This is a genomic window from Plantactinospora sp. B6F1 (assembly GCF_040120695.1).
In the GTDB taxonomy this organism is placed as follows: Bacteria; Actinomycetota; Actinomycetes; order Mycobacteriales; family Micromonosporaceae; genus Plantactinospora.
Map to the genome: position 1 here is coordinate 525094 of NZ_JBEEAC010000001.1, position 12300 is coordinate 537393.

General features: G+C 72.7%; 13 protein-coding genes. 6 read left to right on the forward strand and 7 right to left on the reverse strand.

What is annotated here, in order from left to right; genetic code table 11:
- The first annotated feature begins 4 nt into the window (after positions 1-4).
- From ABNF97_RS02060 to ABNF97_RS02070, 3 genes are all read left to right on the forward strand, one after another.
- Positions 5-436, forward strand: a complete 432-nt coding sequence (locus ABNF97_RS02060) for a VOC family protein (protein WP_349337458.1) — start codon at positions 5-7, stop codon at positions 434-436.
- 166 nt (positions 437-602) lie between these two features.
- On the forward strand, positions 603-1577 hold the full coding sequence (gene iolC / locus ABNF97_RS02065) for a 5-dehydro-2-deoxygluconokinase (protein WP_349337459.1): 975 nt from the start codon (positions 603-605) through the stop codon (positions 1575-1577).
- Positions 1578-1644: 67 nt separating this feature from the next.
- Positions 1645-2118: a nitroreductase family deazaflavin-dependent oxidoreductase gene (locus tag ABNF97_RS02070; protein ID WP_349337460.1), complete on the forward strand. Its 474-nt coding sequence runs from the start codon at positions 1645-1647 to the stop codon at positions 2116-2118.
- Positions 2119-2133: 15 nt separating this feature from the next.
- On the opposite strand, the gene ABNF97_RS02075 is transcribed toward ABNF97_RS02070, so the two are convergent.
- The 7 genes from ABNF97_RS02075 to ABNF97_RS02105 all read right to left on the reverse strand — a co-directional run bounded on the left by ABNF97_RS02075 (position 2134) and on the right by ABNF97_RS02105 (position 8970).
- The gene (locus ABNF97_RS02075) at positions 2134-3213 is read right to left on the reverse strand and encodes a Gfo/Idh/MocA family oxidoreductase (protein WP_207230516.1); all 1080 of its coding nucleotides are present in this window, start codon (positions 3211-3213) and stop codon (positions 2134-2136) included.
- 31 nt (positions 3214-3244) lie between these two features.
- Positions 3245-3997 carry a cupin domain-containing protein gene (locus ABNF97_RS02080; protein WP_130462819.1) on the reverse strand — a complete coding sequence of 251 codons (753 nt, stop codon included), beginning with the start codon at positions 3995-3997 and terminating at the stop codon, positions 3245-3247.
- Complete coding sequence (locus ABNF97_RS02085; protein WP_130462820.1) at positions 3994-4920, reverse strand: DUF6807 family protein; 927 nt, start codon at positions 4918-4920, stop codon at positions 3994-3996. Before ABNF97_RS02085 ends, ABNF97_RS02080 begins: the two co-directional genes overlap by 4 nt.
- A 171-nt stretch (positions 4921-5091) precedes the next feature.
- Positions 5092-6015 (reverse strand): bifunctional helix-turn-helix transcriptional regulator/GNAT family N-acetyltransferase, encoded by a 924-nt coding sequence (locus ABNF97_RS02090; RefSeq protein ID WP_349337461.1) that lies wholly within the window; start codon positions 6013-6015, stop codon positions 5092-5094.
- Positions 6016-6108: 93 nt separating this feature from the next.
- Positions 6109-7458 (reverse strand): FAD-dependent oxidoreductase, encoded by a 1350-nt coding sequence (locus ABNF97_RS02095; RefSeq protein WP_349337462.1) that lies wholly within the window; start codon positions 7456-7458, stop codon positions 6109-6111.
- Complete coding sequence (locus tag ABNF97_RS02100) at positions 7458-7802, reverse strand: TcmI family type II polyketide cyclase (protein WP_130462823.1); 345 nt, start codon at positions 7800-7802, stop codon at positions 7458-7460. Before ABNF97_RS02100 ends, ABNF97_RS02095 begins: the two co-directional genes overlap by 1 nt.
- 265 nt (positions 7803-8067) lie before the next feature.
- Positions 8068-8970 carry an AfsR/SARP family transcriptional regulator gene (locus ABNF97_RS02105; RefSeq protein ID WP_502930429.1) on the reverse strand — a complete coding sequence of 301 codons (903 nt, stop codon included), beginning with the start codon at positions 8968-8970 and terminating at the stop codon, positions 8068-8070.
- Positions 8971-9469: 499 nt separating this feature from the next.
- On the opposite strand from ABNF97_RS02105, the gene ABNF97_RS02110 reads away from it, so the two are divergent.
- From ABNF97_RS02110 to ABNF97_RS02120, 3 genes are all read left to right on the forward strand, one after another.
- On the forward strand, positions 9470-9811 hold the full coding sequence (locus tag ABNF97_RS02110; RefSeq protein WP_130462824.1) for a TcmI family type II polyketide cyclase: 342 nt from the start codon (positions 9470-9472) through the stop codon (positions 9809-9811).
- Positions 9808-11661, forward strand: coding sequence for an acetyl-CoA carboxylase carboxyltransferase subunit alpha (locus tag ABNF97_RS02115; RefSeq protein WP_349337463.1), 1854 nt, complete (start codon positions 9808-9810; stop codon positions 11659-11661). The genes ABNF97_RS02110 and ABNF97_RS02115 overlap by 4 nt, the downstream gene beginning before the upstream one ends.
- 110 nt (positions 11662-11771) lie before the next feature.
- Positions 11772-12290 carry an acetyl-CoA carboxylase biotin carboxyl carrier protein gene (locus tag ABNF97_RS02120; protein ID WP_349337464.1) on the forward strand — a complete coding sequence of 173 codons (519 nt, stop codon included), beginning with the start codon at positions 11772-11774 and terminating at the stop codon, positions 12288-12290.
- Positions 12291-12300: the final 10 nt, after the last annotated feature.

Consider the following 12300-nt stretch of genomic DNA (forward strand, 5'->3'; position numbering starts at 1 on the left):
GACGATGACCGCGGCCCCCCGTCCCGGCTTCCACCTGGCAATCCCGGTCGACGACCTGGCGCGGGCCCGCGCCTTCTACGGCGGAGTGCTCGGCCTTGCCGAGGGGCGTTCGGCGGACGCCTGGGTCGACTGGGACTTCTACGGCCACCAGGTGGTGACGCACGTCGTACCGGCGGCCAGGCAGGCCGACGCGGGGCGCAACCCGGTGGACGGGCACGACGTACCGGTGCCGCACTTCGGGCTCATCCTCTCGATCGAGGACTTCCACGCCCTCGCGGACCGGATCCGGGCCGGTGGCGGCGGGTTCGTGATCGAACCGTACCTGCGGTTCGCGGGGGAGCCGGGCGAGCAGTGGACGATGTTCTTCCGCGACCCGGCCGGCAACGCCCTGGAGTTCAAGGCGTTCCGGGACGAGTCCCAGATCTTCGCGAAGTGAGCCGAATCCGCTGGACGGCGTGCGGCGTGCGGCCCGTCGCACCCCCCGTCGCCGACCGGATCGAGGCCGGGCACGGGCGACGCCTCCGGTAACTCGCCACGCCCGGGCGCCGTCGCGGGTACGACAGATATTGACCGTCCCGGACGTGTCGGGGTTACATGATGCGGTGACCTCGTTCGAGGTGGTCAGCATGGGGCGGGTGGGAGTGGACCTCTGTCCACTCCAGACCGGCACGCGGCTGCCCGACGTCGAGACGTTCGGAAGGTTCCTCGGCGGCAGCGCCGCCAACGTCGCCGTCGCGGCGGCCCGGTACGGCCGGCGGGTCGCCCTGGTCACCCGGACCGGCGCCGACCCGTTCGGCGAGTACGTGCACCGCGCGCTGCGCGACTTCGGGGTGGACGACCGCTGGGTGCTCCCGGTCGCCGGGCTGCCGACCCCGGTGACCTTCTGCGAGGTCCTCCCGCCCGACACCTTCCCGAGTTACTCCTACGGTTGTCCGAGGGCGCCGGACCTGGAGATCCGCCCCGAGGAGCTGGACCTGCCGGCGATCCGGACGGCCGGGGTCTTCTGGTTCACCGGCACCGGGCTCTGCGAGTTGCCGAGCCGGGACGCCCACTTCGCCGCCCTCGGCGCCCGGGGACGTGCCCCGAACACCGTCTTCGACCTGGACTACCGGCCGGGATTCTGGCCCTCCCGAGACGATGCCCGGGCGGCGTACGAGTCGGCGCTCCGGTACGCCACTGTCGCGGTCGGCAACCTCGACGAGTGCGCCACCGCGGTCGGTGAGCGGGAGCCACACGCGGCGGCCGCGGCGTTGCTCGCCCGGGGCGTACGGCTGGCGGTGGTGCGGGGGCCGTCCGGAGTGCTCGCCCGGACCGCCGACGAGGTGGTCGAGGTGCCGCCGGTGCCGATCGAGGTGCGCAACCGGCTCGGTGCCGGGGACGCCTTCGGCGGCGCGCTCTGCCACGGGCTGCTCGCCGGCTGGCCGCTGGATCGGACGATCCGGTTCGGCAATGCGGCCGGGGCGCTGGTGGCGTCCCGGCTCGGCGGCTCCGCCGCGATGCCGACCGGCGCCGAGGTCGACAAGCTGCTGACCGAACCCCCGGACCTGCTGGCCGAACCCCGGCACCCGGTCGGTTAGCCTTACCGACGCGCCGCCGGTGCGAGGAGAATCCGGACCACCGAGCCATGCGAGGAGAATCCGGGCCATGGAGATCATCCGGAGGCCGGACCCACCGTCCGGACTGCGCCGCCGGCTGTGGCGGCTACCGATCTGGTTCTACCGGATGAGGCTCGGCCGGCTGCTGGGCGACCGGGTCATGCTGCTCAGCCACGTCGGTCGGGTTTCCGGTCGGCGCCGGGAGGCGGTCATCGAGGTCGTCGAACACGACGAGCGCGGCTATGTGGCGGCCTCCGGGTTCGGCCCCCGCGCGGACTGGTACCGCAATGTCATGAAGACCCCCGAGGCCACCATCCAGGTCGGCGGCCGGAGGATCGAGGTGACCGCCGCGCCGCTTCCGACCGACGTGGGCGCGGAGATCATGGCCAGGTACGCGCCCCGCCACCCGACGGCCGCCCGGAGGCTGTGCCGGGTGATGGGATTCGAGGTGAACGGGAGCGTGTCGGACTACCGCGAGGTGGGCAGGCACATTCCGTTCGTGCGGTTCACGCCCCGCCACTGACCCGGGCGGGTCGGCTCACCAACGCGGACCGTCCCCCTGCATCCGCCGGTGGAACGGCGAATCCTCGCCGAGTTCGTCCGGGCGGACGGGGCGGCGGGTGAACGCCGACGCGTACACCCCGGCGACCAGGCGCATCGTCCGGCGGGTCTCCGTCGAGGTGACCGGAGGTGGGGTGCCGGCGCGCAGGCTCCGGACCACCTGGGCGAACTGAGCGTGGTGACCGCTGCGGACTCCGGCCGCGCCGGTCCGCCAGGCCGCGAGGACCTGCTCGGCGTACTCCGGTGCCGGCGTGATCCGCCAGTCGTCGTCGCCGTAGCCGTACAGGTGGGTCAGCTCGACCGTGGCCCGCTCGAAGTCGAACCGCAGGTAGCTCTCCTCCCGGACCGACAGCAGGCTGTTCACCACGCTGGCCACCGCGCCGTTGGCGAAGCTGACGTGGGCCATGCTCAGGTCCTCGGTCTCGGACCGCCGGGCCTGCTGGCGGGCCAGGGCGGAGACCTCGGTCCAGTCGCCGAGGATCGCGCAGAGCAGGTCCATCTGGTGGATGCCGTGGCCCATGGTCGGGCCGCCGCCCTCGGTGTCCCAGCGCCCGCGCCACGCCACGTCGAAGTACGCCTGGGGGCGGAACCAGGTGGTGTGGCAGACCGCCATGAGCGGCCGGCCCAGCAGTCCGGCGTCGAGCAGGGCGCGCAGCCGCAGCGCGCCGCTGCCGAACCGGTGCTGGAAGACGGTGGCGAGCCTTCCGCCGTACCGCTGCTCCGCCTCGACCAGCTCCTCCAACTCGCCGAGGTTGCGCGTCGGTGGCTTCTCGACCAGCACGTTGACGCCGGCCCGCAGGCAGGCGAGGGCCAGTTCGTGGTGCGAGGCGGGCGGGGTGCAGACGTGCACCAGTTCGGGCTCTTCCTTCTCCAGCAGGCTGGCCAGGTCGGGGTGCCGGGCCGGCACCTGGTACCGGTCGCAGAACGTCGACAGCCGGCCGCCGTCGGTGTCGACGGCACCGACGAGGCGTACCTCGTCGCCGAGTTGCCGCAGCGCCTCGGCGTGCAGGCAGGCGATGTTTCCGGTCCCGACCACGGCGACGCGGATGGGTTCCACAGGTGCTCCTTGGCGAGGTGTTGCCGGCCGCTCAGTCATGCCGGGGGCGCGGCGGGTCGTAGGGGGAGAGGAAGCCGCACATGCCCAGGGTCGTCTGCTCGGGTTGGGCGATCCGGGTGACGGTGGCGTCCGCGAGATGGCTGTGGTCACCGCGCCGCAGCGCGTCCAGCTCCGCCCCGGTCTGCCGGCTCACCGCCGCCGGCCCCTGCTCCCAGCGGTCCCGCCAGGCGTCGAGCTGCGGGCGGACCAGGGCGGCGGCGGCCGCGTAGAAGTCGTCGAGCGCGGCGGTGTCGCCGGCCGCGCAGCGGCGCCGCAGCTCGGCGAACCCCTCGATGGCGAGGTCGCGGCGAGCCCGGGCCCGCTCGGCCGAGGGCGGTTCGGACCCGTCGGGCCCGGTCAGCGAGACCGCCCGCCGGTACGTCGCCGCGTCGGCGAGCTGCTCCGGCGGGAACGTGAGTACGGCGTCGCCGGCCTCCGGCAACCCGCTGTTCTGCATGATCACGACGACCTGGAGTGCACCGTCGTCGTTGATCGCCCGGTGGATGGTGCCGGGGGTGAACCAGAGCACGTCGCCCGGACCCAGCGCCGTTTCCGCGAAGCCCCGCCGGGTCAGGGTCTGCAGCCGTCCCCGACCGCCCACCACCACGTAGCACTCGGTGCAGCACAGGTGCACGTGTGGTGTGCCGCCGTGCAGGCCGTCGTCGGCCTGCCAGGGATAGACCCGCAGGTTGGTGATGCCGACGGCGCCGGGGAAGGGCGGCGGCGTGCCGTCGTCGCCGGTCACGGCGCGTACTCCGCGGCGAACGCCTCGATCTCCGACCGCTGCCAGGCCCGGTCGGCGAAGACCACCCGGTGGCGCAGTCGGAGGCTCTCGTCGGGGGCGAGCACCACCTCCTCGTCGAAGGCGGGGGAGGGGTTGACGGCCGGGAACGGGGTGTTGCGGACGAACCACTTCAGCGGTACGGCCGCGCTGGAGGTGCCGGCGAAGACGAGTACGGTGCCGCCGCCGTCGACCTCGTCGTGCTCGGCGGTGTACGCGAGCCAGGGCGACTGCCGGCCCATGCTCTCCGGCCCGCCACCACCGTCGGCGGTGACGATCTCGCCACCGGTCCAGCCGCGCGGCCCGCGCCAGAAGAACCCCGTGTAGCCGGCGTTCGGCCGGCCGTGCGTGGTCGGGCTGCCGACCCGCAGCTCCGCGCCCCGGATGTTGCGCAGTTCGGTGCCGAAGTCGAGCGTCCAGGTGCCGCGCCCGGTGTCCACCGCGTGGATCCGCAGTTCCCGCCGTTCCGCGATCCAGTCTTCACCGGCCGAGGTGATCCAGGTCAGCGCCTCCCGCAGGGTCAGCTCGGTGGGGGTGACGTCGACGGCGTCGAAGCTGTCGTGCCGCATCCGGCCGACGTTGTCCCGGACGAGGTAGCCCTTGCCGTGCACGTACGAGTTGCCGCCCCAGAAGTTCTGCCCGGACAGGTGCGAGACGGTCATCTGGAGCCCCTTGTGCCACCGGTGGTCGTTCGGCCGGTACGCCGAGACCAGGGCGCCGTCGAGGGTGCGCAGCGGGTGCAGGTACGGCTTGGGCGACTCGAAGGCCGGTGTAGGGGAGCCGTACACGTAGGTCGCGATCTCCACGCCGTTCGCGGTGACGACGATCTGGCGGCCGTGTTCGTGGGTGACGGTGAGCCGGCCCGTGGTGTCGTGCGCGGAAGTCATGGAGCGTCGGTGCCTTTCGGGGCGCGGGAGCGATGGTGCCGTTCGGGGCCGTGGCCAAAGCGGTAAACGCTTTCCCGAGCTAACCGCCTTCCACCGGCAACGTCAAGATCCGGCATCGCCCGAAAGCCTTTCGCCGAGCGGTGCTGCGGCAGCGCATGTTCTCTCGACGGTTCAGAGCCGTCGCCACCAGGTCTGCTCCACCAGGTCGTGGCCGAAGCTGTGACGCGGGGCCTGTTCGCGCAGTTCGAAGCCGGCCTTCTCGTAGATCCTCCGGGCATCGGTGAGTATGTCGGTGGTCCAGAGCATGATCTCCCGGTAGCCGACCCGGCGGGCGAAGCGCAGGCACTCGTCGACCAGCCGGCTGCCGATGCCCAGCCCCCGGACCTCCGGCTCGACGAGCAGCAGGCGCAACTGGGCCACCTCGTCATCGCGGCGGACGCAGAAGACGGAGCCCACCGGTGCGCCGTCCAGCTCGGCGATCCAGGCCTCCTCGCGGAGGGGGTCGCGGCCGTCGACGTAATCGGCGACGATCCGGGCGATCAGGGCTTCGTAGGTGATGTCCCAGCCGTACTCCTCGGCGTAGCGGACGCCGTGCCGGTGCACCACCCAGCCGAGGTCGCCGGGGCCGGCCGGTCGCAGCAGGTATGCCCGGGGTGGCGGCGCCTCGCCGAGCAGGCCACGGATCGTGCGCATCGCCTCGACAAGCCGTTCCCGATCCGGGTCGGAGAGCCGGCTCAGCAGGCTCTCGATCTCGTTCTGGGTCCGCTCGTCGAGCAGCTCGTACGCGGCGCGCCCGGCGTCGGTCAGCGCGACCACCTGTCGGCGCCCGTCCACCGGCGACTGGCTCCGCTCGACGAGGCCGTCGACGGCGAACCGGGACAGGATGCGGCTCAGGTAGCCGGGGTCCAGTCCCAGTTCGCGGCGGAGTGCCGGCACCTCGGTGGCCGGGCGCTGGGCCAGCTCGTAGATCACCCTGCAGTCGGTGAGCGAGAAGGGCGTGCGGACCATCCCTTCGTCGAGAACACCGATGATCCGGGTGTAGAAGCGGTTGAAGTCGCGTACCGCGTTCGCCTGCGGCGCCAGCGCAGAAGTCATCTGCCTATTTCAACAAATCCTTTGCCGATGTCAATAGTTTTGGGCTCCCGGGTCGGGCGGGCCGGTGAGCACTTCGGTCGGGGGTCGACCAGCTCAGGTCTCCGCGCCGCGGTAGTTGTACAGCTCGTCGACGAACCGGCGGCGCAGCGGCGGAAGCCGGCTGGTCACGCTGAAGTAGCCGCGCGCGGCCAGCATCGCCAACCGGCCGATCACCGGCTTGTAGATCGGGTCGTCGCCGTTGGTCCCGTTGGTACGCAGCGAGTCGGCGACCCGGGCGAAGCCGTACCGGATCATCTCCGTCTCGTAGTCCGCGATGCTTCCCAGCAGCGGCTTGGCGCCGGCCGCCGTCGCGACCAACTGCCGGTGCAGCAGCGCGGCGTCCCGCAACGCGGTGTTCGCCCCCACCCCCCGCCCCGGCGTCATGGTGTGGATCGCGTCGCCCAGCAGGGTCACGTTGCTGCTCGGCCAGGGCTGCACCGGTACCGAGGTGGCGACCCTGATCGGGATGACGCTGCCGGTGTCGCTGAGCCGCAGCAGTTCGCGCAGGTTCGGATGCCAGTTCCGGGTCAGCTGCCGGGCGACCTCGGCGAGTCGCTCGCCGCGCAGTTGCATCACGTCCGGCGGGAACCGGTCCGCCGCGCTCCAGACGATCAGGTTGATGCAGTCCCGGGTGTTGTCGAAGAGCAGCCCCGGCCACTGCCCGATCAGCCGGGCCTCGGTGACCCCGACCCCGGACTTGACCGAGCCGCGCTGGTCCCACTTGAACTCCATCACGTGCAGTACGCCCATCACCCCGCCGGCGCCGAAGATCAGCGAGATGCCCCGGTGCATCTCCTCGGTGAGCAGGCTCCGGGTCTGCTCGGTCAGCGGGATCTTGCTGGCGATGTTGATGCTCCCGGCGTCCCTGACCTCGGCGTGCGGCAGGTACTGCCGGCGTACCGCGGAGTGTGTGCCGTCGGCGGCGACCAGCAGGTCCCCGGTGGCCGAGCTGCCGTCGGCGAAGTACGCGGTGACCCGCCCGTCGTCGCGCTGCGCGTAGTGCGTGAACGTCTTGCCGAAGTGCACCACGTCGTCCATGCCGGTCAACAACACCTGGCGCAGCGTCATCCGGGAGACCGACTGGTCGATGCTGGTCGGATCGGCCTCGGGGCGCAGCGCGAAGGAGGCTGTCCGGTGCAGTTGACCGGTGAGCACGTTGAAGTACCGGGGCGGCTGGGCGCAGGTGGCGAGGAACGTGCTGAACAGCTCCGGCGGCAGACACTCCCGCAGCGCCCGGCAGCCGGTCGGGTTGATTCCGACCCGGTAGCCGAGCAGACCGTCGCTCCGGTCGCGGTACCGTTCGTAGACCGCGACGCTGATCCCGGCCCGGCGGAGGCCGTGCGCCAGGCACATGCCGCCGGTACCGGCACCGATCACGATCACGTGCAGCGGGGCGGTGGGCATCAGGCCCCTTCCGCGGCCGTCGCGCCCGGGCCGTCCCAGCGGTAGAAGCACCGCGCCATCGCGTCGCGCGGCGACCGCCAGTTCGGCGAGTACGGCGAGATGTACGCACCCAGCCGCTGTGTCACGTCGACGAAGAGCGGATGCCGGTTCGCCTGCTCCAGCCGGGACGGCGCGGAGTCGTCGGTCTCCATCAGGTGCAGGCAGAGATCGTCGAGGTGGTAGAGCGAGCGGTGCCGTACCCCGGTGACGGTGTGCAGGTCGGTGCCGTCGGACTCGGCGAGGATCTTCGCGATCTCCTCCTCGGTGCCCGGGACGATCCTGCCCACGATCAGTATGCGATTCATCGGACTCCTTCGGGTCGCCGTGGTGTCACCGCGGTTCACCGGCTCGACCGACTGCCCCGGACCGGTGCCCCGGACCCGGGTCCGGCGGGCGTCCGGACCCGGTTCGGCCCGGACGACCTGCCGGCCGTCCGATCGGGCCCGACCACCATGCCGGCGGCGACGTCACCCCACCGTCACCGGACCGTCAACGACCGCCGCCGACCAGATGCGCTGGCGCGCGGTGACACGCAGGATCGGTCACCGTGCGGGGCGGCGGGGGCAGGGCTCAACGCCGTACCGGCATCGCCGGCAGCACCGACCGGCCGGGGTACGCCCCGGCGTGCCCGGACGGTGGCCGCGAATTCGACAGCCGCGCCCCCGGCGGCCGGGCGATCGGTGCGAGCAGCTCGCTGAGCAGTGCGCACATCGTCTCGGACGGCTCCAACTGAAGCTCGCGCAGCAGCAGGTCGCGGTAGACGTAGAAGGCTTGGAGCGCCTCGTAGGCGTTCCCCTCGTCGAGATGGATCTCGACGATCAGACGGTGCGGCGTCTCCCGCAGCGGCTCGGCGCGGACCGCCTCGAGGGCCGCCTGCAACGCCTCGCCGTGCTGCCCGGCCTCCAGGTGTCCCCGGGCGATGTCCTCCAGCATGTGCAGCCGGAGCTGGCGCAGCCGCTCCCGCTCCACCAGCACCCACTCGTCGTACCAGCCGGGGAGCAGGTCGTGCCGGCCAGCGCCACGGATCTTCGCCGCCCAGCGGGGGTCGCCGCCGTCGCGTACCCGCTCCGCGGCTCGGACGAGGTCGTCGATGTCCAGCCGTACCGCCGGATCCAACCGGACCGTGTCGCCGGTGGTGAGCACCGGACAACTGCCCTCCTGGCGCAGCCGCCACAGCGCGGTCCGCAGGGAGGACATCGCCCGCTCCTCCGGAGTCTCCGGCCACAGCAGACCGGCCAGGTGCGCCCGGGTCGCGCCCGGCCGCAATCCGACCAAGGCGATGATCCGCTGCAGTCCGCGTGGTACGACCACCGGCGTCCCGTCGTGCAGCAGGCTGAACCCGTCCAGCAGGAACAGTTGGACCGCCTCCGGCTGCGCGCCGCCCTGCCCGGGCTCCCGGCCGGACTGGCGCTCGGAGGGGCGGGCCGGTGTCCGCCGCCGCGCGTCGTGCGGCACGCTCTGCTCAGGAGTCACGGCCCACCCTCCTGCACCCGGAACCCGTGTCCCGAGGTCCGCTCTGCCGGACGCCCTGTCCAGCGCTCCGGTCTGCCGACGCCCGCTCCGCAGGTCGCGCCCGATCGGGCCCGACACCACAAAGCGTGACGAAGATTATCAATCGCCGTCACGCTCGGTCAATCCGCCGGTCCGTAATACGACCCGCCCGTTCGGCGCTGCACCATGGCTCTGAGCTGGGCATAAGTGGACGCTATCGATCGTCACCGCGCTGACTCGGGGCCGCATCAGCGTCGGCGAACGGGCATAGTGCCCACACCGCCGTCACCGGAGCGTCACCATGCCGGGGTGCGGTTGTACGCGATCGGGTGACACTGCGTTGACACCCGATCGGCAGGGTGGTCCCCAGTCGTTCGGACAAGGTCGCAGTCGGGGGAGAAGCCGGGGGAGAGGCTCTTGTCGCGGCCGGGTGCCGGTGTCACCCATCCGGAGCGCGGGAATCGCCCAGGGAGGCTGCGCCATGGATCGCTCACTGATCGTCGCGAAGGTCGTGCCGGAGGCCGAGGGGCAGGTCGCGCAGATCTTCGCCGAGTCGGACCGGACCGACCTGCCCCGGCTGGTGGGGGTACGGCACCGCTCGCTCTACCGGCTGCACGACCTGTACGTGCACCTGATCGAGACGGAGAACCCGGGTTCCGCGGCTGTGGAGAACGTCCGCCAGCACCCCGAGTTCGTCCGGGTCAGCGAGCGGCTGGCCGCGCACATCACGCCGTACCTGGCCAACTGGCGGGTGCCGGCGGACGCCATGGCGCGCTGCTTCTACCGCTGGGACGCCCCGGCCGACCTCGGGATACGGCGATGACCGGGGGTACGCCGGCCGGCACCGCCGCACGCCGGTACGCCGACCTCGACCAGCAGCCCTGGATCCGCTGCCGCTCCTGCCCGGCGCTGCTCTACCGCAAGCGGCTGCGGCGCAACCTGGACGTCTGTCCGGAGTGCGGCGACCACCGCCGGCTGGGCGCGTCCGAGCGGATTACGCAGCTCGTGGACCGGGACACGTTCCGGCAGCTGCCCGGCCGGTTGGCCCAGGTCGACCCGATCGGGTTCGTCGACTCGGTGCCGTACCCGGATCGGCTCGCCGCCGCCCGCGCGGCCACAGGTCTGGCCGAGGCCGTGCTCTGCGGTACCGCGACACTCGGCGGGTACGGGCTGGCGCTGGCCGTGATGGACTTCCGATTCCTCGGCGGCAGCCTGGGCTCGGTCACCGGGGAGCTGATCACCCGGACCGCCGAGCGCGCCCTGGCCGACCGCCTGCCACTGCTGCTGGTCACCGCCTCCGGCGGTGCCCGGATGCAGGAGGGTGTGCTGGCGCTGATGCAGATGGCCACCATCAGCCAGGCGATCGCCGCGCTGCGCGAGGCGGGGCTGCTGAGCGTCAGCCTGGTCACCGACCCCACCTATGGCGGCGTGGCCGCGTCCTTCGCGACCTGTACCGACATCGTGCTGGCCGAGACCGGTTCCCGGCTGGGCTTCGCCGGTCCCCGGGTGATCCGGGAGACCATCCGGCAGACGCTCCCGGCCGACTTCCAGACCACCGAGTTCCTGCTCCGGCACGGCCAGGTCGACATGGTGGTGCAGCGCCGGGCGCTGCGGTCCAGGCTGCGCTGGCTCCTCGCCGCCGCCGCGCCGACCCGGAGCCGGTCGGCCGGTGCCGCCGCGACTCCGGACCGCGCGACCGGAGCGCCTCCACCGCCGCTGGCCGGCCATCCGGCTGGCATGCCCGGTCTGCCGGCTGGCGTCGCCGGTCTGCCGGCTGACGTGGCCGGCCTCGCGGCTGCGGTGACCGGCCCGCGGGTCCGGGCGCGGGGCGGTGCCCCCGGCACCGGCGACCCGACCGACGCATGGCGGATCGTCCGGTCCGCCCGGCACCTCGGCCGGCCGACCACGCTGGACTACCTGGCCACCGCCTTCGACGGCTTCGTCGAGCTGCACGGCGACCGGCTCGGGGTCGACTGTGCGGCGGTCGTCGCCGGGCTGGCTCGACTCGACGAGCGGTACGTCGTCGTGATCGGGCACCAGAAGGGGCACCAGGCGGGCGAGTTGGTTGCCCGCAACTTCGGGATGGCGAGCCCGGCCGGCTACCGCAAGGCGATCCGGATCATGCGGCTCGCCGCCCGACTGGGACTGCCGGTGGTGACGCTGATCGACACGCCGGGTGCGTACCCGGGGGTTGAGGCCGAACAGCAGGGGCAGGCCGCGGCGATCGCCGAGAGCATCCTCGCGATGACCGGGCTGCCGACCCCGGTCGTCGCGGTCATCATCGGCGAGGGCGGCAGCGGTGGTGCGCTCGCGTTGGCCGTGGCGGACCGGGTACTGATGCTGCGCAACGCGGTCTACTCGGTGATCAGCCCCGAGGGATGCGCCGCGATCCTCTGGCACGACCGGACCGCCGTGCCGAGGGCCGCCGACGCGCTCCGGCTGACCGCACCCGATCTGCTGCGGCTCGGGGTCGCCGACGAGATCGTCGCCGAGCCGCCCGGTGGTGCGCACCGGGATCCCGTCGGGGCGGCCCGGCTGCTCCGACGGGCGCTGCTGGAGAACCTCGCACCACTGCGCGACGTACCCGCAGGGGAGCTGGTCCGGCGTCGTCGAATGCGCTTCCGCCGCTACGGTGCGGCGGCCAGCGTACGGTCGGAAGCGGGTCCGGAGTGACGGCCGCGGCGACTCCCGGACAGCCGGCTCCGGCCAGAGCGGCCCAGCCCGCGCCGGGAGAACGGCCGGCGGGCGACCGGGGCGTCCCCCTGCCGCCAGCCCCGGACGGCGTGCCGGCCGCCTCCCCGAACGGCGTGCCGGCCGCCTCCCCGAACGGCCCGGGGAGGGAACTGGCCGAACTGCGCCGCCAGGCCGATCTGCTGCTGGCCGAGACGGCTGGGCCGGTGCGCCGGATCCACCTGCGCAGTGGCGACGCCGTGCTGGAGATCGAGTGGCACGGCGTACCCGATCCGCCGGACCCGGCCGGCGCGCCCGGCCACGCCTCGGCCGGCGCCGGTACTCCTACCGTGCCGGACGCCGCCGCCGACCGTGTGGTCGGCGGCGACCGCCACCGGACCCTCCTCGCGCCGATGGTCGGCACCTGCTATCGGGCCGCCGAACCCGGCGGTGCGCCGTTCGTCGAGGTCGGCGACCGGGTGGAGCCCGGTCAGGTGGTCTGCATCGTCGAGACGATGAAGCTGATGAACGAGGTGGTCGCCGACCAGGTCGGCCGGGTCGCCGAGGTGCTCGTCCGGGACGGCGAGCCGGTCGAGTTCGGGCAGCCACTGATCGCCCTGCTACCCGCATGACTTCCAGGAC

Excerpts from the sequence above, each read along its gene's own strand:
- ABNF97_RS02060 (WP_349337458.1), top strand. The coding sequence starts at position 5 with ATGACCGCGGCCCCCCGTCCCGGCTTCCACCTGGCAATCCCGGTCGAC.
- ABNF97_RS02070 (WP_349337460.1), top strand. The coding sequence starts at position 1,645 with ATGGAGATCATCCGGAGGCCGGACCCACCGTCCGGACTGCGCCGCCGG.
- ABNF97_RS02085 (WP_130462820.1), bottom strand. The coding sequence starts at position 4,920 with ATGACTTCCGCGCACGACACCACGGGCCGGCTCACCGTCACCCACGAA.
- ABNF97_RS02090 (WP_349337461.1), bottom strand. The coding sequence starts at position 6,015 with ATGACTTCTGCGCTGGCGCCGCAGGCGAACGCGGTACGCGACTTCAAC.
- ABNF97_RS02095 (WP_349337462.1), bottom strand. The coding sequence starts at position 7,458 with ATGCCCACCGCCCCGCTGCACGTGATCGTGATCGGTGCCGGTACCGGC.
- ABNF97_RS02100 (WP_130462823.1), bottom strand. The coding sequence starts at position 7,802 with ATGAATCGCATACTGATCGTGGGCAGGATCGTCCCGGGCACCGAGGAG.
- ABNF97_RS02110 (WP_130462824.1), top strand. The coding sequence starts at position 9,470 with ATGGATCGCTCACTGATCGTCGCGAAGGTCGTGCCGGAGGCCGAGGGG.
- ABNF97_RS02115 (WP_349337463.1), top strand. The coding sequence starts at position 9,808 with ATGACCGGGGGTACGCCGGCCGGCACCGCCGCACGCCGGTACGCCGAC.